Raw genomic sequence first — 24,633 nt, forward strand, 5'->3', positions numbered from 1 at the left:
ATGTCCAGACCACTATCCCGACATCCGGCCTTGCGGCGCGCGGCCCTGGCCCTGTTGCCCGGCTTGGCCGTCAGCGGCCTGATGCTGTTGCTGTACCTGTTGCAGCCGCCCCTGCTTCGGCAGCTCGACAATGAAATATACGATCTTTTTCTGACTTCCCGGCGGGCGCCGCCGCCCTCGGATGCGCCCGTGGTGGTGGACATCGATGAAAAAAGCCTGGCCGCATACGGCCAGTGGCCCTGGCCCCGCTACCTGGTGGCCCGGCTTATCGACAATCTGACCCGAAACGGCGCGGCCTCCGTGGCTCTGGATATTCTGCTGGCCGAGCCGGACCGCAGTTCGCCCAATCTGCTGCGCCAGCGGCTGCGCAAGGATTTCGGGGTGGAACTTGATCTGCAAAAGCTGCCCCCCGGCCTGGCGGACAACGACGCCATGCTGGCCGCGACGCTGGCCCGCAGTCCCGCGGTGCTCGGCGTATTCATGCAGTTCGACCCGTATAAAGCCCCGCCCTCATCCCTGCCCCGCCCCACGGGGCTGGCCGAGCAGACGCCCGCGGGCGCGCCGCCGCCGCGCGATACCGTGCTGCGCGCCACGTCGGCCCTGCTGCCCCTGCCTGTTTTCAGCCGGGCCGCGCCGACAGGGGCCATCAACGTGGCCCCCGGCACGGACGGCGTGGTGCGCGAAGTGCCCCTGCTCTACCGCCTGGGCGACAATATTTACGCCAACCTCTCCCTGCGTGCCCTGATGCGCGGCCTGGACGTCAAAACCATGATTCTGCGCTCCGGCCCCGAGGGTCTCACGGAAATCCGGCTGGGGCCCTACCGCATCCCGGTTTCGACACGGGGCCTGATGCGCGTGCCCTTCAAGGGTCCGCGCGGCGTCTACCCCTATTACAGCGCCGTGGACATTCTGGAAAAACGCGTGCCGCCGGAGCAGCTGGAGGGGCGGGTCGTGTTTGTGGGCACGTCCGCGGCCGGGCTTCAGGATATTCGCGCCACGCCCTTCGACGCGGTCTATCCCGGCGTGGAAGTGCACGCCGCGGTGGTGGACGCCATCCTGAACCAGGACCACATCGTACAGCCGGATGCCACGCCCGGCATCCAGGCCCTGGCGATCCTGCTGGCCGGACTGACCGCGGCTTTGGTATTCAGCTTCACCCGCGCCTTTATTTACGGCCCGGCCTGCCTGCTCCTGGCCGGTGGCGCGATCTGGGGCTCCGGCCATCTTTTCGCCCAGGGCCAGTTCATTTCCCCGCTCTATGTGGTGCTGACCATCCTGGCTCAGGGGCTCTGCATCCTGCCCGTGCGCTTCTGGCAGGAGGAAAGACAGAAGCGCGTACTGCGCCAGGCTTTCAGCCGCTATGTGGCGCCGGAGGTCGTGGCCCGCATCGCCGCGCGCGAAGGCGACATCTTCGCCGGTGAGGAACGCGACGTCAGTGTGCTGTTTACCGACATACGCGGCTTCACCAGCCTCTCGGAAAAGCTGGAGCCACAACAGGTGGTGGCCCTGCTCAACCGCTATTTCACGCCCATGACCGCCTGTGTGCGGGACAGCGGCGGCACGCTGGACAAGTTTATCGGCGACGCCATCATGGCCTTCTGGAACGCCCCCCTGGACGTGCCGGACCATCCCCGGCGCGCCGTGGCCGCCGCCGTGCGCATGCAGGCCCTGCTGCGCGGGCTCAATCCCGTGTTGGAAAAGGAATTCGGCGTGCGCCTGCGCATCGGCGCGGGCCTGCACTGCGGGCCGGTCTACGTGGGCAATATGGGGTCCGAGGATCTGCTGGACTACACCTGCATCGGCGACACGGTCAATCTGGCCTCGCGCCTGGAGGGCATGTGCGCCAAATACGGGGTGAGCGTCGTGGTCAGCGGCGCCATGGCGGAGCGCTGCGGCGCGGCCTTTTACTTCCGCGCCCTGGACAGCATCCGGGTCAAGGGCAAATCCAGGCCGGTAGCCATCTTTTCCGTGCATGAGCAGGAGGAAGCCCGGCGCCGCGAAGCGGAATTCGCCACCGCGCGAGACGCGCTGCAATGCTATATACAGGGGAATTTTACCGCCGCCGGAAGACTATTCGGGCGCTTGCGCGAATCCTCCACTGAGAGTAACGTACTTTACGAATTATACAGCGGCCGTTGCGCGGCGCTTTGCGCGGACCCGCCCGAAAATTGGGATGGTATCTGGACGTTTAACAGCAAATGAGATTGACATGAAAATCCGGCTGTGGGGGACGCGAGGTTCCGTCCCCGTGTCCTCGCCGCAAATGACGCGTTACGGGGGCGACACGACCTGCATTGAAGTCAGGAGCGAATCAGGCGGCCGCCTGATTCTGGATGCCGGTACCGGCATCCACGCCCTGGGCGACAGCATGGATCATGAAATCCCCACGGATTGCACCATCTGTTTCAGCCACGCCCATTGGGACCACCTTCAGGGCCTGCCCCATTTCAAGCCGCTTTACAATCCCAACTGGCACCTGAGCCTGCGCGGCCCCGTTCTTGCCGGAGACGTTCCTTTCTCCCAAAACCTGCTGGAAATCTTTGACGAAAAACATTTTCCCGTGCCCTGGCGGGAACTGCCCCGGCGGCCCATCCTGGAATTCACGCCCGGCGAGCAGTTCCAGGTGGACGACATGACGGTGAAAACCTGTCCCACAGCCCACCCCGGTTCCTGCGCGGCCTACCGCATTGAGGCCGACGGCTGGAGCTTCGTTTTTACCGGCGACCACGAATGCGGCGACAAGGGCGACAGCAAGGCCACGAAACGCCTGCTGGATTTCATGGCCGGAGCGGATGTGGCCCTGGTGGACGGGCATTATTTTCTCAAAGACTACCCCCTGCACCAAGGGTGGGGGCACAGCGCCATGGAGCAGTGGCCCGCGCTCCTGGCCGGACGCGGCGTCAAACACCTGATCTACACCCATTACGACCCTTCCTACTGCGACAGGGAGCTGGATAAGGTTTTTGACGCCCTGCGTGAAAACTGCCGCCTGCCGATTTCCCTCCAGTTGGGCTGCCAGGGCATGCTGATCACGGCTGACGGCGGCGAAACGGAAGAGCGGGAAGAAAGCCTGGAGTCCATTAACTGCAAACTCTGCGATTTCTTCCATCGCATTTCACACTTTTCCGACACCAACGTTGTTCTGGACAGCGTCCTGAATCAGGCCCGCGCCTTGAGCAACGCCGATGCGGGAACCATCTACCTGTTGGAAAACAACAGCCTGGTTTTTTCCTACGCGGCCAACGACACGCTGTTTCCAGGCTCGGAAGCCAATAAATACGCCTACCTTAACGCCAGCCTGCCCCTGGACACCGCTTCCATCGCCGGTTTCGTGGCCTGCACGGGCCGCGTCCTGAACATCCCGGACGTGCGCGCCATTCCCCGGAGCGAGCCCTATACCTTCAACGACGCCTTTGACCTTGCCACGGGATATCGCACGGTTTCCATGCTCACCGTGCCCTTTACGGACGTGCAGAACAGGATTCTCGGCGTCCTGCAACTGATCAACAGCGTAAAAAACGGCCGGATCCAGGCCTTCCCGCCCAACACGGTACGCTATGTGGGCCGCCTGGTGATGCTGGCCGGCAATTCCCTGGAACGGGCGCGCCTGGCTAATGACCTGATTCTGCGCATGCTCAGGACGGCCTCGTTGCGTGACCCGCGCGAGACGGCCAGCCATGTGCGCCGGGTGGGGGCCATGGCCGCTGAAATCTACCACCGCTGGGCGGAAAAACACGGCCTGAGCGCCGAGGAAATCCGCGCGGCCAAGGGCCGTTTGCGCTTGGCGGCCATGCTCCATGACGTGGGCAAGGTGGGCATACCCGACGCCATCCTGAAAAAACCCGGCCGCCTCACGCCCGAGGAACGCCGAATCATGGAAAAGCATGCGGTCATGGGCGCCAGGCTGTTTGAAAACGCCACTCAGGATGTGGACATGCTGGCCCATACCATCGCCCTGCACCACCACCAGAAATGGAACGGTTCGGGCTATACCGGTTCGGACAAGCATCCCCTGCTGTCCGGTACGGACATCCCCCTGGAAGCCCGGATCACGGCCATTGCCGACGTCTATGACGCGCTTATTTCCCGGCGTTGCTACAAGGAAGCCTGGGATGTAAAAGACGCTCTGGACATTCTGCGCAACGACTCGGGAAGCCATTTCGACCCGGAACTGGTGGATGTCTTTATGGAAATCCACGACGTGATTACCGCCATCTGCAAGCGCTTTCCTGACCTGGAGGACGCGTGAACACCGAGAGAGAGAGAGAGAGAGAGAGAGAGAGAGAGAGAGAGAGAACATCGTGAAGAGAGCCAGCGTATGACGTCTCCCTTTTCGCGCATTCTGAGCGTGCTTCTGACCATCTGTTTTCTGTCGGCTCCTCTCTCCTTGCGCGCCATGGAAGGCACGGAAACGGCCCGCGTCGGCTATTACGAAGACGGCGACTATATGCGCCGCACTCACAGCGGCGAGTATGTCGGCTTCAATTTTGAATATCTGCAGGAGATTTCCAAATTCAGCGGCCTGACCTACCAGGTGGTGGACGGCGTGAGTTGGGAACATACCCTGGAGATGCTCGAAAAAGGCGAAATCGACATCTTGCCCGCCGTGTACTACACGCCGGAACGGGCCAAGAAGATGCTTTTTTCCGAGCTGCCCATGCTGAGCCTGTACACCACGCTCAACGTCCGGGCGGACGACGGGCGTTACTCCTATGAGGACTTTCCCTCCTTCCGGGGCATGAAGGTGGGCATCATCGCCAACAGCAAGGACGGCGAAAAATTCCGCCAGTACTGCCGGGACAACGGCCTGGACCTGATCATTGTTCCCTATGCGGAAACCGCCGGCCTGCTTGACGCGCTGGCGGACAAAACCCTGGACGGCGTGGCCATCACCCACCTGGGCCGCAACAGCATTTTCCGCAGCGTGGCCCAGTTTTCGCCGGAGCCCATGTATATTGCCGTGGCCAAGGACCGGCCGGATCTGCTGGCCCGCATCAACAAGGCCATGAACATCATCGACCTGCGCGATCCCTATTACGCCATGCGCCTGCACGCCAAGTATTTCTCGGTCAGCACGGAGCAGAAGCCCGTTTTTACCGAGCAGGAAGAGGCGTTCATCGCCAAGAAAAAGATTATCAAAGCCTCGTATGATCCCAGCTGGGCGCCTCTGGAATATACGGATCCCGCGACAGGCCGCTTTATCGGCGTGGTGGCGGACCTTTTCAAGCATATCGAGAGCGAGAGCGGCCTGCTCTTTGACTTTATACCGCTGCCCCAGTTGAAGGGGCTGGAAATGGCCGCCAAGGGCGAGATTGATGTGGTCTGTGTCATGGCCGGAGACTACCTCTGGAATAAACACTACAACCTCAATACCACCGGCGAATACCTGAGCAGCCCGGCCCTTCTGGTCCGCCCGAGGCAGGGAGGAGAGATCAAAACCATTGCCCTGCAGCAGGGCTACTGGCTTTCCAAGAGCATCGCCGAGGAGAATCCCGGCAAAAAAATTCTGTATTACGATTCCGTGAAAGAATGTTTCGATGCCCTGCTGGAAGGCAAGGCCGACGTCACCTACGCCAATGCCCATATCGTCAACTACCTGCGGGCCGAACCGCGTTACGCCGCACTGAACGCGACGCCCCTGGGCAGATACACCAGCCAGTTGCGCATCGGCGTTTCCCGCCATGCCGATCCCCGTTTGTTCGCCATTCTGGACAAGTGCGTCCAGTACACCTCCATGGAAGAGATGGACGACCTGGTGCTGAAAAATACCATCAAGCCCCGCAGCATCCGCCTGCGTGATTTTGTGGCCGAGCACCCGGCGGAGGTCATCAGCGGCATTGTGGCCGTATTCGGCCTGATCATCCTCTTGCTGGCATACAGCCTGGCCATGAAATCCAGGCACAATGTGCAGATCCAATCCCTGCTCTACAGGGACCGGCTGACCGGCCTGGACAATATCGACAAGTTCTATGTGGAATGCAACCAGCTGCTGGCCGGTTCCAAAAACGAATACGCCCTGCTCTACGGCGACATCAGCCAGTTCAAGATCGTCAACGACAACTTCGGTTTTGCCGTGGGCGACGAACTGCTCCGCGCCTACGCGGCCATTCTGCGGGACAGCGTCGGCCAGGGCGAGCGTTGCGCGCGCGTTTCCGCCGACCACTTCATCCTGTTGTTGCGCTACCAAGGCTGGGAACAACTGCTGGCGCGCACCAAAGACATGGCCCAGTCCCTGGACGTCTGGCGCTATGCCCAGGGCCTTCCCTACAAAATAGGCACGGCCTTCGGCGCTTATCTGGTGAACAAGACGGAAAAGCACAATATCCATCTCATGCTGGATCTGGCCAACTACGCCCGCAGAAACGCCAAACTGACCATGCGCGGCCCTCTGGTGCTCTATGACGAAAAAATGCGCCAGGACGCCCTGTTGCAGCAGGAATTGAGCGGGCACCTGGAAAATGCCCTGGAACAGGGCGAACTGACGGCATGGTTCCAGCCCAAGGTGGACATGCCCAGCGGCGAAATCATCGGCAGCGAGGCGCTGGTGCGCTGGAATCACCCGGCGCGCGGCCTGCTCATGCCTGGCCGCTTCATGCCCCTGTTCGAGCGCAACGGCGCGGTGGTCCAGATCGACATCTATGTTTTCGAACAGGTCTGCAAGGCTCTGAGCCAGTGGAACAAGCAGGGCCTGCCTGTTCACCCGGTGTCCTGCAATTTTTCCAGCCTGCATTTCGACCGGGCGGATTTTCCACGGCAACTGGCGGACATCGCCGCCCGTTATGAAGTGCCCCACGCGCTGCTGGAAGTGGAAATCACCGAAAGTTCCATCATGAGCAACCCGGAATCCGCCTGCGCCCAGATCATGCAGTTGAAGGAACGCGGCTTCCTGATTGCCATCGACGACTTTGGTTCCGGCTATTCCTCACTGGGCCAGATCCAGCAGATCATGGCCGACGTGCTCAAGTTGGACCGCAGCTTTGTCCAGCGCAACATTCTCGGCGCGCGGGAACAGATCGTGCTCAGCAACGTCATCCGCATGGCTACGGAACTGGGCATGTCGGTCATTTGCGAAGGCGTGGAAACCGGGGAGCAGGCGGATATCCTCATCCAGCTGGGCTGCCGCAACGCCCAGGGCTTTTTTTACGCCAAACCCATGCCCAGGCGGGATTTTGAACAGCTTCTGCAAAAAGGGGCCCGGCTGCCGGTGTAAGTCCCCTCTGAGCTGGTTTGCCTCAGGATGCTGAAAATTGCCGCCCGGCACGGATTTTTCTGAATCCGTGCCGGGCGGTTCTCCGTTTCAAGGCGGACGCTTTCGGGCAAAGAAGATCGTCAGGCGGTTCCGTTCCGCGCGGCCATGCTTTCCAGAACCACGCTTCTCAGACGTTCCACCTGGGCGGCGGCATCATAGTCCCGCCGTACGGCGCTGCGCGCCTCCTGTCCGATAAAGGCCAACCGGGGGGCGCGAGCCGCCACTCCGGCCACGGTTTCGGCCATGGCCCGCGCATCCCAGAAATCGCAGAGAAAACCGTTGACCCCGTGGCGAAGCACTTCGCGCACGGGCGCGGTGTCCGATCCCACCACCAGGCCGCCGCAGGCCATGGCCTCCAGAATGCCGGTGGACAGCGCATACGGGGCCGTCAGATAGACATGCACCGTGGAGGCCCGCAACATCCGGCGGTACTCATTCAGCGGGCACGGCCCCAGCAGATGCACACGGGCGCGGGCCTCGGGCGGAAGCGGCAGATCCTCGCGGCACCGGCACAGGGCTTCCGCCTCGCGCCGCCGGGCTTCCTCGCCGGAACGGCCGCCGTGGCTCTCCGGCGCGGGCCAGGCCACCAGCACATGGCAGGCGGGACGCAATTCCAGCAGGCGCGGCAGACAACGCACAAACTGCGCGAAACCACGTGCCGTGTCGTGCAGCGGGCCGGAAAAACTTATCAGTTCGTCCGCGTCGGCAAGGTCAAGGCCGCCGCCCGCAAAGCCCGCCACGGGCGCGGGCGAAAAAAAGGCCGTGTCCACGCCGCTGTGCAGTACCCGGAGGCGTTGCGCCAGAAACTCGGGATACTGGCCACGTTGCCATTCCGAGGAGATCACCGCCAGATCCGCGTCGCCCAGGGCATTGTATTCCCAGAGGTTGCGCACCCTGGCCGGGGCGAAATCCGCCGGGGGGCGGGGCCGTCCCCGGTTGAAGAAGCAATGGCTCTCCCCCTGGTTGTAAAACCAGTCCGCCTGCACCAGATAGAAGGCCTCGGGGAAAATATCCCGCACGTAAAGGCTGCCGCCCGCGGAAGAGGAAGCGCAGACCAGATCGGGCGCAAAGCCGTCTTTGCGCAGACCCAGCATGGCATTGCCCGCCCTGGCCCCGCGCCGGAAACGGAGCACGGCCTCGCGCTCGGCTGGATCGTCGCTGGCGTGGCTGAGCGGCGGGGCCAGGCGCAAACGGCGCACGCCTGGCAGCCCCCCCTTCTGGCCGGTTTCGGACAGAAAGAGCACCGTGTTTTCCTGCCCGGCGCCGAAGCTGTGGGCCAGCAGCCGGAACGGGCCGGGAAAGGAGCCGTGTAAAAATAGAATACGCATATGGCCGCCTTATGTCGGAATGCCGCCCGCCCCATGCTGAGCGCTCTCTTCTCTCCCGCTGCTCCGGGCCTCGTCCTCTTCGCCGCCCTTTTCATCGCGCAGCTTCTGAAAAAATTCCCGGCCCTGGCCGGTCTGCAAAAAGCCCTGCAGGGCACGCACCACCTGCGGATCATATTTGCGGGGCGTCTCGTTGAGAATCGCCATGGCCCGCTCCATGCCGTGGGCCATGCGGTAAGAACGCGGCCGCACGAGGGCGCAGAAGGTATTGGCCACGGCCAGGATGCGGGCGTTGAGGCAGATCTGGTCGCCCTTGAGCCCCTCCGGATAGCCCGAGCCGTCCAGGCGTTCATACATCTGGCTGATGGCCTCCAGCACGGGCAGGCCGAAATCAATGCCGGTAAGGGCGCGCCGGGCGTATTCCACATGCCGCTGCAACCGGGCCCGTTCCTCGGCGGAAAGCGCGCCGGTCTTGGTCAGCAGTTCCCTGGGCAGCTGGATCATGCCGATCTGGGACAAGCTGGCCGCCGTGCGCAGGGTCGCCAGGGTTTCGGCGTCGTTGAGGCCCAGGCAGTAGGCCAGGGTCACGGAAAGCTGGGCCGTGAAGGTTGACTGGCCGCAGAGATAGGGGTCCACGGCTTCGATAGCCCGCACAAAGACCGCCACGGTCTGGGTGATCATATGCTGGGCGCGTTGCTGGGCCAGCACCAGTTCGGTGATGTCGCTGTACACCGAAACCACGCCCGACATCCGGCCCTTGTCGTCCCGGAAGGGAGAGCAGGCCGTCAGGAAGTGGCGCGTCCGCCCTTCCACGGGCAGAGCTTCTGTGAAGCTGGCCATGCCTTCCGTCTGGTTCACGGCCAGGGTATGCGTCACCAGGCTGCGGGCCAGATCCGACGGCAACCGGCTGTGAGGCAGGCCGCGCAGTTGCTCCACGCTCAAGCCCGTCATCCGGGCGTAACTCTGGTTGACATAGTAGATCACGCCGCTCAGGTCGTTGAGCACAATGCCCGCCGACAGCGCGGAATTCACCCCGTCCATGATCTGTTTCTGCTGGTTGACCACCAGATAGAGGCGGCGCATCTGGTCCGCCACGGCGCGTTCCTGGCGGCCTACCAGCCACCACCACAGGGCCACCAGGACGATTCCGGCCAGGGCCGTCACCAGTCCGGCGGCGATCAGCACGTTTTTGCGGAAGGCAGCGTACTGGGCCTCGGCCTGAGCCGCGTCCACGCCCTGCATGACCAGCCAGGGCATGCCCGGCACGGGCAGCGCCAGGGTGTAAGCCCGCACTTCCCCGCCCCTGGCCGTGGGCGCGTCACGCAGGCTCAGCGGCAGGCGGCCGCCGTCCAGCCGCCAGCCGGGCAGATTCAGCGTGCCGGAGCGCGCGGCGGGATTGATGAGCTGCACGTCCTGCCGGTGGGTCTGAAGGATGCCGGAGCTGAATATGCCGTCGTCGCCGGTGCGGGTAATGGCCCTGGCCACGGGCAGCACATTGTAGGTGGCCACCAGGATGGAAACCACCCGTTCCCCGGAGGCGTCCACATAGAGGGGCGCGAAGACCGGAAAGGCCATGTCCATGACCAGCTCGCCCTCCTGGCGGCGCACGGGCAGCATGACGGGTCGCCGGGTCTGCAGCACGGTTGCCAGAAAGGAGCGCTGGTCCTCGCTGAACCGCGGCGCATCGGATGGAGCCAGATATGCTTCAAGATTCGCGTTCAGCAGATACGCGCCCCAAAGGCTGTTCTTCTCGATAAATTCCTTTAACTGCCTGAGCATCATGGGCAGACGCGGGGCCAGGCTGTCCAGGGGATCGGGATCGCCCGCGTAGCCGCCCGCTTCTGCCTGGTCCACAGAAATATCCGAGGGCGTTTCAGGCAGAATTTCCGGCGGCGGGGGCACGTCATGCTCCGGCCGCTGGGCCAGTTCCAGCAGTTTTTCCGCCGGGATCTTGGAGGCGTCCGCCTCGGCCGCGAACAGGCGCAACAGGTCCAGGCCGGCAAAGGCTTCCACCTGGCCCTTGAGCGTGCCGGACCAGACCGTGAGCAAAGCCACCTTGTTGCCCGCCTGGGTGCTCATGTCCTGTTCCATGTCCCGCAGCAGCCGTTTTTGGGAAGTCTGCAGAATCCAGTGCGAGGCCACGGCCGCGGCAACCGCTACCAGCGCCAGCAGCGCCAGCATGATCAGCGCGGTGCGCCGTTTGCGGCGCGAGCTTTGAGTTGAGGAATCCTGTGCCATGATGTTTTCCTTACGTAACGACTCAACGCTCTCGCAGGGCGTTCTGCTTGGCTTTCAGAATGGGCTTGAGCAAATAGTCGAGCACCGTCTTCTTTCCGATCAGAATGTCCGCGGTCACGATCATGCCGGGAATAATGGGCAGCACTTCATTGTGGTAGGTGATGGCCGTCTTTTGCGTGCGCACCTTGACCAGGTAATGATAGTTGCCCTTCTTGTCCTCGATGGTGTCGGCGCTGATAGACTCCAGCTTGCCCTCCAGGCCGCCGTAAATGGAAAAATCATAGGCCGAAACCTTGACCATCACCTCCTGGCCGGGCCGCAGAAAGGCCACGTCCTTGGGACTGACCTTGGCTTCCACCAGCAGGGTGTCGTCCAGAGGCACAATGTCCATGATGGGTTCGCCGGGCTTGACCACGCCGCCCACGGTATTGATGTAAATCTGCTTCACCGTGCCGCGCACCGGGGTACGCAGTTCCGTGCGGGTCACGCGGTCGCTGCCCGCGGCCAGCGTTTCGCGCAGGGAGTTCAGCTCCAGGCGGCGCTTGTTGATTTCCTCGGTGATGGCCGCGTTCTGCTCCGCCCTGCGCGAGGCGATGCGCTGCTTCGATTCCTCGGCAGCGGCCTGGGCCTTGGGAATGCTGGCCGCCAGCATGTCGATCTGCCCCTGGAGTTCCACGACTTTCTGTTGCAGGCCCAGATATTCCATGCGCGAAAAGTTGTTGCGCTGCACCAGGGCATAGGCCGTGTCGCGCTGCTCGATGGACAGGGCCAGACTGCGGTCCAGCTGGGTCTTGCGGGCGATTTGCTCTTCCACATCGTGCTGCCGCTGCTCATACTGGGACTTGAGCACCTCGATTTCGGCATTGAGCTGGTTCTGGCGCGACTGCCAGGCGTTTTCCTGGTCGCGGATGATCTGCCGGGCGCGGGCCAACGTGTTCTCGTCCACCTTGTGGCCGATGAGTTTGGCGGCCCAGTCCTGAAGATTTTCGGGAAAGGCGGGTCGCTGATTCTTGAGTTCCGCTTCCAGGCGGGCAATAGCCAGGCTGTTTTCCATGGCCTTGTTCACGGCGTCGCGGTAGGAGGATTCGGCCAGTTCGTTGTCCAGCTGGGCCAGCACGTCGCCCTTGTCCACGATCTGCCCTTCGCGCACCAGCACGGCGCGCAGAATGCCGCCTTCCAGGTTCTGGATGGTCTGGGTGCGTTGCGAGCCCACCACCTGGCCCTCGGCATGGGTCACCTCGTCGATCTTGGCAAAGGCCGCCCAGACCAGCAGGCAGGCGAACATCACGGCCACGGTGACCGAAAGGGCACGCACGCCGAAACGCGGCCGCCGGGCCAGAGCGGCGTCCACTTCGCCGGCAAACTGGATGTCGTCGGGGGTAAGCCCGTGCAGGGGCGCGTCCATGGCCGCGAACAAACCGGCATTGGGGTCCGCATTCGGACCGGAACCGGCCCCGGGCGTTCCGGGCCCGGCGGGCGCATCAGTTCCGCCCTCCCCGCCGGTCTCGCCGTTTTTGCCCTTGTGAAGCATGGCCTCGCGGATGGACTGGATCAGACTATGGTCCGGCCTTTGCTCATGCTCGTTACCCACAAACAGGGCGCGCAGAAAGGACAGCGCGCCGCCGCCCTTTGCCGTTGTATCCTTGGCCCCGGCCAGAGCCAGGGCCGCAAGCTCATCCTCGGGCGGCAGCATGGGTTCAGGCATGAGCGGAAGGCCGGTTCCGGCCTCAGGGCCCTGCGGGGCCGGGGGGGATGAAGCACTCTTCTCCGCCGCGCCGGGCATCAGCGGCATAACATCCGTCAATTTTTGCGGAATTCCGCCTTCAGGAACTTCCAGCGGTGGTTCCGGCACGGAACCGCCCGGCTGCGGAGCCCATGCCGTCGGGGCGGGCTCCGCAGCCGGGGATTTTTCCCCTTTCCAGGCGGCAAGATCCGTGGCGCGCGCGGCGCGTTCGTCCAGCATGGCGGCAAAGGGCGTAGCGGCGTCAGCCGCGTGGGCCGCGCCGGGCATGGCGGGCATTTCCCCGCCGGAGCCCGCTTCCGCCCGAGGACGGCGTTCTTCCTCCACGGCCGCCGGAGCATTCTTTTTACCGGAACTCAGCTGCATCTCAGTTCTCCACCGGTCGCGTACGCGCGGGCCGTTCACCGTTGCCGGCGGCGTTCATGCTTTGCCGGGAGCGCTCGCGCAGGCGCTGGAGCACCATGTCGCGCGGACCGTCCATCTTGATCTGGCCGTTTTCCATAACGATAAGGCGTTCCACAATGCGCAGCATGGACAAGCGATGGGTGACCAGCACCACGGTGCGCCCGTCCATGACGGTTTGCAGGCGCTTCTGGAGCATCAGTTCGGAATCCGTGTCCATATTGCTGGTGGGCTCGTCCAGAATCAGCACTTCCGGATCGCGCACCAGGGCACGGGCCAGGGCCACGGACTGCCGCTGCCCGCCGGAAAGCGCCTTGCCCTGCTCGCCCACCTGGGCCGCGAAGCCGGCGGGATTGTTGCGTAAAAAGTCCGTCACCCCGGCCAGGGCCGCGGCGCGCAGAATCAGGTGGTCGTTGATGGAAGGATCGCCCAAGGCGATATTGTCCCGCACGCTGCCGTAAAAAAGCACCACGTCCTGCGGCAGCACGCCCACCCTGCCCCGCAGGTCCGAGCTGGGAATCTGGCGGATGTCCACATCCCCGAATTTCACGGCCCCTTCCTTGGGCTGGTACAGGCCGATCAGCAGCTTGGACAGCGTGCTCTTGCCCGAGCCCATGGGCCCGATGATGCCCACCCGTTCGCCCGGCTCGATGTGCAGGGACACGCGGTCCAGAGCCAGCCGCTCGGAACGGGGATAGGCGAAGGAGACGTTCTCCATGGTGAAGGAAGGCCGCAGCATGCCGAAATCCATGCAGGTCCGCTCGGCCTGGTTTTCCGACGGCAGCTCCATGAGCATGTCCAGAGCCTTGAGGGTCACGTGCGAATTCTGCATGCGGGTGAGCAGCGAAGCCATCTGGAGCAACGGGGCCATGGTCCGGCCCACCAGAATGTTGCAGCCGATGAGCGCGCCCATGGTCATCAGGCCGTCGGTGATCCGGTACACGCCCCAGACGATCATGGCCACGGTCACGATCTGGGTGATGAGCATGGAGGCCGTGATGGCCAGGTTATTGTATTTGCGGGCCTCGCTGGTGGATTTGGCCGAAAGGCCCACCACCGACTCCCAGAGCCGCTGCATGCGGCTTTCCGCCATGCAGGACTTGAGGGTTTCCAGGCCGCCCACAATTTCCACCAGCAGGGCGTTTTTCTGCATGTTCTGCTTGTAGCTGGCTTCGGCGCACCGGCGGGAGCGGTGTTGCAGAAGCAGGCCCACGCCTATCAGGATAGGAATGGCCGCGATGGGCAGGAAGACCAGCGGGCCGCCGATAAAGCCGATCAGCAGCAGAAAGATCACCAGAAACGGCAGGTCAATGCAGGCCAGCAAGCTGGACGAGCTGAAAAATTCGCGCAACTGCTCGAATTCACGCAAGTTGTTGACCATGGCCCCGGTGGATTCCGGTTTGGCGTCCAGGCGCATGGAAAGCACTTTGTCCACCAGGCTGCTGGAGAGCACAATGTCCGCGTTGCGCCCGGCCACGTCCACAAAATGGGTGCGCAGGGAGGAGAGCAGGAAGTTGAACAGGTAGATGATCAGAATGCCCACGGCCAGCACCCAGAGCGTCTCCGTGGCGTTGTTGGGCACCACGCGGTCGTAGACGTTCATGACAAAGAGCGGGCTGGCCACGGCGATGAGGTTGATGACCACGCTTGCCAGGGCCACATGGCGGTAAATGGGCGCGTAGTAGCGCAACACGTCCCAGAACCAGCGCTTGCCCTTGGACAGGGTCAGCTTTTCCGCGCGCTCGTCGGGCGCGGCCTGCACGGCGGCAAAGAGGGCATACCCGGAATATTCCTCCTTGAGGGCGGCCAGGGGCACGCTTTGCGCGCTGTCGCTGATTTCGGGAAAGATCACTTCCGCCGTGTCCCCCCGCAAAGCCGTGAGCACGCAGGAGCGGTCTTTGGTAAGCAGAAGAATGCAGGGCAGCACCAGGGTGGGGATATCTTCCAGCACGGGGCGGAAGGCAATGCGGCCCGAAAGCCCCGCCTTGCGCGCCGCTCGCAGGCAGGCCTGCGGCGTCACCCTGCTGCCGGTGAGCCCGGCCATCAGAAATTGCGGCGAAACCGCCTTGCCCCGCAGGCGCAAAAGCACGGACAGGCTGCGCAGCAGGCCGGGCATGAAATCCACATCCGAGGGGCGCAACGGCCCCATGGCCTTGCCCTTGGCCGGGGCCTGCGCCGCGTCGCGGGCGTCGGGAGCATCAGGGGCAGCGGCATCAGGGGCGGACGGCGCGCCGGTCTCGCCGGAGTGGGAAGCGGCAGCCTTGTCGCTTGCGGCCGGAGGGACTTTGGCTTCCTCCCCGGAAGCTGGGGCGGCCATGCCCGCCACGGCGGAACGCGCCCTCAGGGCTGAGGCGACGGACCCCGTGAGCGTGGCGGCATGCGGCGCGGCGGGCTGCCCGTCCTCACGCGGCGCGCCATGCGCATCATGCGTATCGGGAGAAGCGGCCTGACCGGAGACGGACCGCGCCGCCGGATCGGATCGGGTCGCTCCAGAGGGGGCCTGTTCTTCAAGATTGCCGGGAACGGCGGAAGATATCCGCCCGATGTGTGTCGTACTGGGCTTATCCATGATTTTTCCGTTGCTGTGGGGCAAAAGCCCGCGGGCTTTTGCGGAGCGGTGTTGTTGCCGCCCCATTGCCCCTGCCCGGAAGCGAACTCCGTCCGCGCGGGGCAATGCTGATTCCGTCAATAAACTCCGACGGCCTGAACGCCGGAGGCAAATCAACCGCTTGGAACCTATCCCAAGGGGGAAGGCAGCACAAGCTCCCTCCCTGGCGTACGCCGCCATATGCGTACGCGGGAAGGCCAAAATCGGATTCAGCCCGGCGCTGGCGCACCGGGCTGAATCCCCTCTTACTTAAACCAACCGGGCGCGAATGCCTCGCGCGGATCCTCGCGGTCCTCCGGAGGTTTTTGCCCCAGCGGCCCGGTGTTTATGGACATCTGCGGCAGCAGATTGCCGGTGAGCGCGCACAGTCTGTATGCGCCCACCAGGATATTGCCGCGCGCAGTTTCCGCCTGAGTGGATGAATTGTACAGCTCGCTTTCCGTGTCCAGCACGTCCAGCAGGCTGCGCTTGCCGATCTGGAACTGCTCCAGATAGGCGGTACGGGTATATTTATTGTATTCGATGGCCTTGGAGTAGTGCTTGTACTGCTCCTGGGCGGCCTGATAGTTGGTCCAGGTGCTCTCGATATCCAGTTTGAGGTCGTCAATGTAATTGTACATCACCTGCCGCGACTGGCGGATGCGCGCCGAAGCGGCCTTCCGTTCGGCCAGGTCGGCCCCGCTGTTGAAAATGTTCCAACGCACGGTGCCCAGCACGTCGAAGCTGTAAATCCAGCGGTCACTGGAGCCGCCCCGGTCTGTATAGTCCGGCCCGGCCTCCAGGTTGAAAGTGGGATAAAAGGCGGAATCCGCCAGTTCCCGTTCGCCCCGGGCGGCCCGGATGTCCTGCATGTAGGCCGCCAGCTTGGGGTTGTTCTTCTCGGCCAGATCAAAAACCGGTTCAGGGCCCTTGAAGATCTCGGGCGGCATGGTCACCGGCATAAGCTTGCCGTAGGCCTGCATGCCGGTCAGCCGGGTATAGGTTTCCTCGGCCACCAGCAGGGAGGCCTTGGCTTCGGAAAGGCTCGACAAGGCGCGGGAAAGGCGCGACTGCGCCTGACTCACGTCGGCCGCCGTATCCGCGCCCAGATTGGCGCGGTCCTCGGCCTGCCCCAGAATGGCCTTGTGCTGGGCCACGTTTTTCTCGGACAGAGCATAGATAGTGCGGCGGCGCAGCAGGTCAATATGGGCAATGATGCCGTCCAGGGAAAGGGAGGTGGCGGTATCAAACACCCGCTCCTTGACCGAATCCAAAGTGGATTGCGCGCTGCGCACTCGCGAACGGGTTGCGAAGCCGTCCCAGATGGGCTGCACAAGCTTCGCGCTGACACCGGCCAGGCCCCACATCTGTTCGTCCAGATTTTGGCCTCTGGTGGTGGAATCGCTCAAAATGCTGCCGCCGGCCCGGCCGGTGACGTCCACGCGCGGACCGAAACCGGCTTTGGCCCGGTCCACCTCATGCTCCAGCACCTGGCGGTTTTCCAGCATGCCGCGCAGGCTGCGATGCGTGCGTAAAACGCCGTACACCGTATCTTCGACGGTAATGGGTTGACCGGGGGGAGGCGGAGGGGGGTAGGCGGCTTCCGCCGCCGCGACTGCCGCGGGAAGCAGCAGTGCCAAAACAGAAAGGGAGAAGGATAACAGTTTCACGGTTCACTCCAAAATAAGGGAAAACCACCCCGTTGCGGCGTTTTCCCGCTGATGGCATGTCAGCCACGATGGCCCACATTACCGCCGGAACAGGCGGGGTCCGTCAATCCCGCACCGGCAACGGCATGCCATGCTGCCGCCACTGTCTTTATGGCGGCCTGAACACTTATACGGCAAGTGTTGGATTTAGCTTTAGCACAAGCGGAATAAAAAAGTCCACAAGTAGAAAAATTTTTTCTCTAGAAAAGGTTTAGGGCAAAAGAATTTTTTTTCTAGAAAGAATGCAAACGTCGCCCTTCACAGTTTAATCGGGCGCCACATCCCGGGGAAATTATAAATCTTTCGCGTTGAATAAATACTGCATAAAAATAAAATATATTCTGCCCCAATATCAAGACGTACAGTAGAATTATAATTATAAAGTAAAACGGACAACTATAAATAATCATATATATAGTTATATCAATTTATAATTAAAAAACTTTATTCCAGTAAAATCATTCAAAAATCATCAAAAATCATCGCCTGTTCGAAGCAATTGCAGGCATAAAAAAATGAATATATATTTTATAGCATGGTGACTTATTTTTTTAATTGACAACTATGTATGTAAAAATGTAGATGCGTACCATACTATTACTTTATATACAGAGACATGTGTATATATTTATTCATATTTTTTGCATAAATAAATCAATATATCATTCACTTATTCATAATAATTGCGTGCACAGATATCTATTGAAAGAGCATATGGACAACGGTCGATCACATCCCTGCCCGGCTATCAGAGGGAATGGGCCAAAATTACGGCAAAAGGCGCGCTCGCTCCGGCGTATAGCGGCGTACGTGGATTGCGCGCGTTTTGGCGGCGAAACGCAGCCGACCGGGCGGGGACGGCAAAGGACTTACAGCGGCGGGCCGATGCGCAAAATCGCTTAGAGCAGTTGACGCATTTCATGCGTGAACTACTCGGCAAGGGTTTGCCTGCAACTCCTTGCCGCGAAATGCGAGTGGGCGGGTTTTGCTCGCCGGAAACGAGCACTTCAAGCATTAAATTCCCCAGGTCCGCCCCATTGGCCGCTCAAGGAAAAAACAGTTGTAATACGCCCAGCCTTTTGGGCGCAAAAGGCACCCGGCCCGGCGGCGTTCTCAGAGAAAGAACGCAACGGCCTGACCACGGGCTGCAGGGGGGTATCCGGGCTGTTTCCGACCACCACGGCGCGTCGGCCGTCGGCCGTTTCCACCACGCTGCCCACAGGGTACGCGCCCAGGCAGCGGATAACATGCTCCAGCACGTCCCGGTCAAAAGCGGCGCCGCCCAGGTCGCGCAGACGCGCCAGAGCCAGATGCGGCGGCAAGGGCGCACTGTGCGGATGAACACAGATCAGGGCGTCGTAGCTGTCCGCCACGGCGAGGATTTTCCCCGCCAGGCTGATCCGCTCCCCGCGCAGGCCCACGGGATAGCCCGTGCCGTCAACACGTTCATGGTGCTCCGCAATGCCCCGCAATATTTCCCGGCACCGGACGTTGTGGGCCATGCAGCCGAGACCCAGCACCGGGTGCTGCCGCAAGGCGTCGACGCCGCCTTCCGCCGGGAGGGTCAAAGGATGCGGGCAGCCGGGAATATCCGGGAGCAGGGCCATGCCCACATCGCAGAACATGGCGGACAGGCCGAGATTCCGCGCCCGTTCCGGCGACAGACCGAGCTGGAGCCCGGCCAGAAGAGCAAGAATGGAGGTGCGCGCGCAGTGGGCGGGCCTGTATTCCCCGTCAAGGTCGCCCATCATGACCCCGAGCAGGGCATTGTAATTCAGGCTCAAAACAGCGGCAGTCTCGTCAAGCAGGGCGCGGGCCCGCTCCAGAGGCGGCTGCCGCGCCGTGTTGAATTCCCGCAGCATGTCGCCGCAAAAGGCGCGCAGGGCGTTGAAAACCCGTGAGGCCGCAAAATAGACCTTCTCCAGCGGAAGCCTGGGGGGAATCTTGTCATAGCCCGGTACGGGAGGCAGGCGGAAATCCTGCGCGGGAAAGCTCTTTTTCAGCACAATGACAACAGTTGTTGATTGTTCACCGCCAAGCGCGGGCGGCCTGACGGCCTCCCGGCTCGGCACGGAGGCTGCTGTCGGAGCCGGACGGGCGAAGAAGCCGCCACGCCGACAATACGCCTTTTGTGCCGTCTTTTTGGCTAATACAGTTTTTAGATATAGTCAATACGTGTTTTAGTGCATTTTTTTTCGCGCCTCCAACTGAAAGTATGCGTAAAAAGGATACGCAGGAGGTTCAGGTGTCCCAGGCGACTCGAAAATTAGCCAAACTGGTCGGAACCAACATTCAGGAACGGCGCAAAAAGCTGGGACTGACTCAGGAATGTCTGGCGGAAAAAATCGGCGTGGGCCAGCAGTCGCTTTCGCGTATGGAGCGTGGCGACATCGCCCCCAAACTGGAGCGGCTGCCGGATGTGGCCGCCACCCTGCGCTGCTCCGTGGCGGATCTTTTCCGCGCGTCGGGCGCGGACGACCATGCCCTGACGCGCGCGCTCGAAGACGCCCTGGCCGGTCTCAACACCCGCGAAAAGGAATACCTCGTACGAATGACGGGCGATCTGGCAGCCCTGCTGCGGGAGGCCAGAAAGTCGGGATGAGGGGCGGACGGCTCCGGAAGACGGTTCACGCCTTAAGCCAGCGTTCCAGTGCCGTGAACAGGCGGAGTGGATCAATGGGCTTGGTCAGATGGTCGTTCATACCGGCGGCCAGACTTTTTTCCCAGTCCCCGCGCATGGCGTGGGCCGTCATGGCGATGATCGGCAGATCAGCAGGCACGCCCGGCAGGGCGCGGATGCGTCGGGTGGCCTCCAGGCCGTCCATCAGCGGCATCTGAACGTCCATGAGAATCAGGTCATAGCGGTTCGCGGCGGCCTCCCGCACGGCGTCCGCGCCGTTGGCGGCAATGCCCACCTCCAGGCCCGCCTCGGCCAGAATGGCCGTGGCCACTTCCTGATTGATTTCATTATCTTCTACCACCAACACGCGGCGGCCCGCCAGCTGGACGGCGGGCGCGGTCTCCCCGTCCGGCCAGACCGCAGCCGGAATAGCGGCGTCAGGCAGTTTAAAGGGCAGCTCAAAACAAAAAATGCTGCCACGGCCCGGTTCGCTGCTCACGCTGATCTTGCCGCCCATCATTTCCACCAGTTCCTTGCAGATCACCAGGCCCAGGCCCGTGCCGCCGTAGCGCCTGGTGATGGAGGTATCGGTCTGCGTAAAGGGTCGGAAAATACGCGCCACTTCCTCCCGGCTCATGCCGATGCCCGTATCGCGCACCTCAAACAGCGCCAGCAGGCTGTCTTCCCGGCGGTGTCGCGGAGATACCGATACCGCCACTTCTCCCCGCTCCGTGAACTTCACGGCATTGCTGACCAGGTTGATCAGCACCTGGCTCACCCGCAGCGCATCGCCCACCAGTTCTCCGGGCATATCCGGCGACGCCGCGACCGACAGGCGAATGCCTTTTTCCGCAGCGCGCACGCCGCCCACGTCCCGGATGCCGTCCAGCATGTCCGCAAGCGAAAAAGGCGCCGTTTCAACATCGAATTTGCCGGATTCAATTTTGGAAAAATCCAGAATATCGTTGATGACGTCCAACAGATTGTGGGCCGCCTGCCGGGTTTTGCCCAGATAGTCGCGCTGCTGCTCCGACAGACCGGTGTTCAGCAGCAGATGGCACATGCCCAGAACGGCGTTCATGGGCGTGCGGATTTCATGGCTCATGCGGGCCAGGAAATCGCTTTTGGCTCTGGTGCCCGCTTCCGCCTCATCCTTGGCCAGGCGCAACGCCCGGTTGAGCTCGCGCCGCCGGATGCTCGCGCCCAGCAGAATGCCCGACGCGCGCAGGGCTTCCTCTTCCGCGCCGTTCCACTGCCGTTCCCAATGGCAGTCGTCAAAGCCGATAAAGCCCCAGACGCCGCCGTCCAGCAAAATGGGCGTCACCAGCAGGGAAAGAACGCCCTGCGGTTCCAGGATTTCCCGCTCTTTCGGGGACATCCGGCGCACCAGGCCCGTTACGGCGCGGCCTTCGCTGAAAGCGCGCTGCCAGGTGGGCAACACGTCGTCATAGGAGACGTTTTTGAGCAGTTCCTCTTGCTGCCGGGGCCCCGCGCCGCCGGACCATTCATGGAGCTTGTCGCAGTAGAGGCGCCCGTCCTCGCCGACCCGGTTGGCCCAGACATAGGCCCTGTCCACCCTGGCCGCCGTGCCCAGAGCCGCCAGCATCCGGTAGGCCGTTCCGCCGATGTCCCCGTTGCCCTCGCCCACCAGCAGCATCTCGGCGGCCTTGTTGACCACCCGCAACAGGCTGTTGCTGTGCCGCAGGTCCTCGTTGCGTTTGCGCAGGGCCTCTTCCAGCCGCCGGATTTCGCGCAGTTCATAGACATAACCGGCAACATAGCACTCGCCCCGGATTTCCAGCCGCTCCAGCGAGACTTCCACGGGCATGGGATCGCCCGTGATGGTGCAGTGGGTCCACGGGAATTTGGCATGTCCCTCCATGAAAGCCTGCCGCAGTTTCTGCAAAATCGTCGCCTCGGAAGGACTTCCGTCACACTGGCGCTCCGGCGAAAGCTCAAAAAAGCGTTTCAGAAAATTTTGTTTGTCCGGCAGGCCGAATAAACGGACGGCCGCCTCATTGCAGTCCACGACGCGCATGTGGGCGTCCCAGAGGCTGTAGGCTATGGGAGCGGCATCCAGGCACTGCCTGAGGCGCTCGCTGAGGGATTCGGAGGCATGGGCGCGGAAGGAAGTGACATCGTGCAGCATCAGCCAGCAGCAGAGCTCTCCGGCCATGCGGCGCATGACCAGGCGCAGAAAAAAGAAGCGCTCTTTCGCGCCGCCGCCCATCGCCAGCAGGGTTTCAGCCGCCCTTCCTGTCAGGGCCGTTTCCCAGGCGGCCTGGAAACTCTTCCGCTGCGGGCCGTTCAGAGCCGCGCCGAAGAAGCCGCCCACGGGAAAACGGTCCGCGCTGAAAGGCGGCGGCAGTTCCGGACCGGCGAAAAGCACGCGCTGTTCCATGTCCAGAATTACCAGAGGACAGGGAAAAAGGCGGAGCAGTTCCTCCGTGCCGGAATGCGCGCCGCGCAAAGACGTCATAGTCACCAGCCTTCTCGTAAACGGGCATGAACCACATTGCCTGCGGCGGGTTAACGGCATTCTTATCCGACAATCGCCACGGGGAAGGCCCGCTTTTCACTCCGGGCGCGCGACCCGGCCTCATCCGGAGGCCGGGTCGCCGTGGGAAAATCAAAGAAAATCCCGCCTACTGCCGCCAGATAAAACTGAAGATCTGATCCACGTCCGGATGCAGGCTCAGATGCACGGGGCAGGTTTGCGCGGCGCGTTCTATAACGGTTTTTTCCTTCTGGCTGTAGGGCCGGTCAGGCATGATGAAAACCACTTCCACCCTGCCGATGCGGCGCGGTTCCGTAACCATGGTCTTGGTGATTTCCATTTTCGCGCCGGTCACGTCCACGCCGTGATTCTGGCAGTACAGGCCGATGATGGTCATGGCGCAGGTGCCCAGCGCCGTGGCGCAGAGGTCCGTGGGCGAAAAGGCCTCGCCCTTGCCGTGATTGTCCACCGGAGCGTCGGTGATGATTTTCGTGCCGCTTTGATCATGCGTGCATTCCACACGCAGATCTCCCAGATACGTGGCGCTGATGGTAGCCATATGCGTTCTCCTTATGGTTGCAGGTCAGCGTAGGATCGTTCAGTCAAAGACGTGATGTTCACGTAAAATATTGCAGGCCACGGCCAGCAGGGTCAAACCGCCGAGCAGTTCGGCCCAGCCGTTCAGGGCGCAGAGCCGGGCCAGGGTTTTGCCCAGATAGACGCCGCAGGCCGTGATCAGGGCACATACCACGCCGATGAGCGCCGCGGGCCCCCAGATGGGCGTTTGCAGCAGGGCGAAGGACAGGCCCACGGCCAGGGCGTCGATGCTGGTGGCAACGCCCAGAATCAGCAGATTGCGCCCGGCGGTAGGGTCCGTGGCGGGGCAGGAGGTTTCCCGCTGTTTCAGCGCCGCCAGGCCGGAACGGAGCATATTGCCGCCCACCCAGGCCAACAGGCCGAATGCGATCCAGTGGTCCCAGGCCTCCATATAGTCGCGTACGGACAGGCCCAGGGCCCAGCCCAGCACGGGCATCAGAAACTGAAATACGCCGAAACAGGCGGCCAGCCGGGCGTAATGACTGAGGCGCGGCGCGCGCACGGCGCAGCCCGTGGCCACGGCCACGGCAAAAGCATCCATGGACAGGGCCACGGCCAGCAGAAAAACAGTGTACAAAGGCATGCGTCATCCCCACGGCGCGTCGCGGCGCATCCATACAAATACGGGGAGAGGAGTATAGATAAAGCCTCGTCCGGGAGCAAGCCCGTGCTTGCGGACCGCCCCGTCACGGGGTACAAAACGCCCATGCACATTCTCCCATCCTGGCTCATCATCTGGCAATGGTGCAGCGGCCTGCTGCTCATCGGCGTGAACGCCGCGGCGGCCCTGCCTCTGATTACGGCGCTGACGTTGCTGATCGGACGGCGCGGCCGGGCCCGCTTCTGCGCTTACGGCGCGGGCCTGCTGGGCCGCCTGGGTTTCGGCCTGTCCTGGCTGGGCCTGCCGGTCATGCTCGGCGGCCTGCTCAGCCTGCTGTACACCCTGCGCGACACGGGCTACACGCCGGGCGCGCTCTCGCCCTGGACTCCAGTCATGCTGCCCTACAGCCTCACGCTGCTGCTCTGGCTGACCGGCATGCTCTGGGCCGGGCTGCTCAGCCGCGCCTGCGCCCGCGCGCCCCTGCCCCCGGTCCGCAGCAGGCCGGAAGAGGACCGCTACACGGCGGGCGACGTCAAGGGCCGCCTGTGGCTCTGCGGGCTGGCCACCCTGTGTTTCTTCGCCACCTGGATCAGCCGTTACTGGCCCTTTGCCGCCCTGCCGTCGGGCATGGATCTCGGCCAGGCGGCATCCGTTATCCTTGCCGACGCCCTGCACAACTATTTCATAGCCTTTGCCCCGGCCGGGGCCCTGGCCCTGCTCTTTCTGCTGCGCGCGCGGCGGGACGCGGCCGCCGCCGGTTTCGGCGAGGAAGAACTTGAGCGGGCCGCGCGCTGGTGCGCCCTCTGGGCCACAATCGGCTATATCCCCTTCTGCCTGGACCGCTGGGGCCTGGCCCTGGGCTACCTGCTGCGCGGCGCGGTGCCGGACCGGCTTATGCCCCAGATCTACGCCCTGATTCCGCTCACGGCGGCCATCGCCTGCTGGGGCGCGCTGCTGGCCATGCCCAGACCGCTGCGCCGGGCCTGGCTCATCGGCCTGGGGCTCATTCTGCTGGCGCTCAAGGAAAGCCTGCCCCATATCCTGCGGCTGGCGGGCCACGGATAGCA

General features: G+C 62.7%; 14 protein-coding genes. 5 read left to right on the plus strand and 9 right to left on the minus strand.

Annotation, left to right across the window (positions count from 1 at the left end; all coding sequences use genetic code 11):
• From AXF13_RS09580 to AXF13_RS09590, 3 genes are all read left to right on the plus strand, one after another.
• Complete coding sequence (locus AXF13_RS09580; RefSeq protein ID WP_062252902.1) at positions 1-2,202, plus strand: CHASE2 domain-containing protein; 2,202 nt, start codon at positions 1-3, stop codon at positions 2,200-2,202.
• Between the two features lie 7 nt (positions 2,203-2,209).
• The gene (locus tag AXF13_RS09585) at positions 2,210-4,249 is read left to right on the plus strand and encodes an HD domain-containing phosphohydrolase (protein ID WP_062252904.1); all 2,040 of its coding nucleotides are present in this window, start codon (positions 2,210-2,212) and stop codon (positions 4,247-4,249) included.
• 69 nt (positions 4,250-4,318) lie between these two features.
• Positions 4,319-7,210 (plus strand): EAL domain-containing protein, encoded by a 2,892-nt coding sequence (locus AXF13_RS09590; RefSeq protein ID WP_062252906.1) that lies wholly within the window; start codon positions 4,319-4,321, stop codon positions 7,208-7,210.
• A gap of 119 nt (positions 7,211-7,329) precedes the next feature.
• Here AXF13_RS09590 and AXF13_RS09595 read toward each other — a convergent pair whose 3' ends face one another.
• The 6 genes from AXF13_RS09595 to AXF13_RS09620 all read right to left on the minus strand — a co-directional run bounded on the left by AXF13_RS09595 (position 7,330) and on the right by AXF13_RS09620 (position 19,323).
• Positions 7,330-8,577: a glycosyltransferase gene (locus tag AXF13_RS09595; protein ID WP_062252908.1), complete on the minus strand. Its 1,248-nt coding sequence runs from the start codon at positions 8,575-8,577 to the stop codon at positions 7,330-7,332.
• Between the two features lie 9 nt (positions 8,578-8,586).
• Positions 8,587-10,812 (minus strand): HD domain-containing phosphohydrolase, encoded by a 2,226-nt coding sequence (locus AXF13_RS09600; protein ID WP_062252910.1) that lies wholly within the window; start codon positions 10,810-10,812, stop codon positions 8,587-8,589.
• A 22-nt stretch (positions 10,813-10,834) separates the two neighbouring features.
• On the minus strand, positions 10,835-12,919 hold the full coding sequence (locus tag AXF13_RS09605; protein ID WP_150116148.1) for an HlyD family type I secretion periplasmic adaptor subunit: 2,085 nt from the start codon (positions 12,917-12,919) through the stop codon (positions 10,835-10,837).
• 1 nt (position 12,920) lies between these two features.
• Positions 12,921-15,524 (minus strand): type I secretion system permease/ATPase, encoded by a 2,604-nt coding sequence (locus AXF13_RS09610; RefSeq protein ID WP_062254822.1) that lies wholly within the window; start codon positions 15,522-15,524, stop codon positions 12,921-12,923.
• Between the two features lie 284 nt (positions 15,525-15,808).
• Positions 15,809-17,212 carry a TolC family outer membrane protein gene (locus AXF13_RS09615; protein ID WP_062252912.1) on the minus strand — a complete coding sequence of 468 codons (1,404 nt, stop codon included), beginning with the start codon at positions 17,210-17,212 and terminating at the stop codon, positions 15,809-15,811.
• Between the two features lie 1,046 nt (positions 17,213-18,258).
• On the minus strand, positions 18,259-19,323 hold the full coding sequence (locus AXF13_RS09620) for an HD-GYP domain-containing protein (RefSeq protein ID WP_223299899.1): 1,065 nt from the start codon (positions 19,321-19,323) through the stop codon (positions 18,259-18,261).
• Positions 19,324-19,496: 173 nt separating this feature from the next.
• On the opposite strand from AXF13_RS09620, the gene AXF13_RS09625 reads away from it, so the two are divergent.
• On the plus strand, positions 19,497-19,853 hold the full coding sequence (locus AXF13_RS09625; protein ID WP_062252917.1) for a helix-turn-helix domain-containing protein: 357 nt from the start codon (positions 19,497-19,499) through the stop codon (positions 19,851-19,853).
• 25 nt (positions 19,854-19,878) lie between these two features.
• Here AXF13_RS09625 and AXF13_RS09630 read toward each other — a convergent pair whose 3' ends face one another.
• The 3 genes from AXF13_RS09630 to AXF13_RS09640 form a co-directional block, all read right to left on the minus strand.
• A complete protein-coding gene (locus AXF13_RS09630) occupies positions 19,879-22,350 on the minus strand; it encodes an ATP-binding protein (protein ID WP_062252919.1) in 2,472 nt (823 codons plus the stop codon).
• 166 nt (positions 22,351-22,516) lie between these two features.
• Positions 22,517-22,927, minus strand: coding sequence for an OsmC family protein (locus AXF13_RS09635; protein WP_062252921.1), 411 nt, complete (start codon positions 22,925-22,927; stop codon positions 22,517-22,519).
• 39 nt (positions 22,928-22,966) lie between these two features.
• Positions 22,967-23,548, minus strand: a complete 582-nt coding sequence (locus AXF13_RS09640) for a manganese efflux pump MntP (protein WP_062252923.1) — start codon at positions 23,546-23,548, stop codon at positions 22,967-22,969.
• Between the two features lie 84 nt (positions 23,549-23,632).
• Here AXF13_RS09640 and AXF13_RS09645 point away from each other — a divergent pair, with 84 nt between their 5' ends.
• Positions 23,633-24,631, plus strand: a complete 999-nt coding sequence (locus AXF13_RS09645) for a spidroin-2 (RefSeq protein ID WP_223299901.1) — start codon at positions 23,633-23,635, stop codon at positions 24,629-24,631.
• Positions 24,632-24,633: the final 2 nt, after the last annotated feature.

Origin of the sequence: Desulfovibrio fairfieldensis (genome assembly GCF_001553605.1) — a bacterium.
Classification (GTDB): Bacteria; Desulfobacterota; Desulfovibrionia; order Desulfovibrionales; family Desulfovibrionaceae; genus Desulfovibrio; species Desulfovibrio fairfieldensis.

Coding starts and splice junctions, on each gene's coding strand:
- AXF13_RS09580 (WP_062252902.1), top strand. CDS start 1: ATGTCCAGACCACTATCCCGACATCCGGCCTTGCGGCGCGCGGCCCTG.
- AXF13_RS09585 (WP_062252904.1), top strand. CDS start 2,210: ATGAAAATCCGGCTGTGGGGGACGCGAGGTTCCGTCCCCGTGTCCTCG.
- AXF13_RS09590 (WP_062252906.1), top strand. CDS start 4,319: ATGACGTCTCCCTTTTCGCGCATTCTGAGCGTGCTTCTGACCATCTGT.
- AXF13_RS09595 (WP_062252908.1), bottom strand. CDS start 8,577: ATGCGTATTCTATTTTTACACGGCTCCTTTCCCGGCCCGTTCCGGCTG.
- AXF13_RS09600 (WP_062252910.1), bottom strand. CDS start 10,812: ATGGCACAGGATTCCTCAACTCAAAGCTCGCGCCGCAAACGGCGCACC.
- AXF13_RS09605 (WP_150116148.1), bottom strand. CDS start 12,919: ATGCAGCTGAGTTCCGGTAAAAAGAATGCTCCGGCGGCCGTGGAGGAA.
- AXF13_RS09610 (WP_062254822.1), bottom strand. CDS start 15,524: ATGGATAAGCCCAGTACGACACACATCGGGCGGATATCTTCCGCCGTT.
- AXF13_RS09630 (WP_062252919.1), bottom strand. CDS start 22,350: ATGACGTCTTTGCGCGGCGCGCATTCCGGCACGGAGGAACTGCTCCGC.
- AXF13_RS09635 (WP_062252921.1), bottom strand. CDS start 22,927: ATGGCTACCATCAGCGCCACGTATCTGGGAGATCTGCGTGTGGAATGC.
- AXF13_RS09640 (WP_062252923.1), bottom strand. CDS start 23,548: ATGCCTTTGTACACTGTTTTTCTGCTGGCCGTGGCCCTGTCCATGGAT.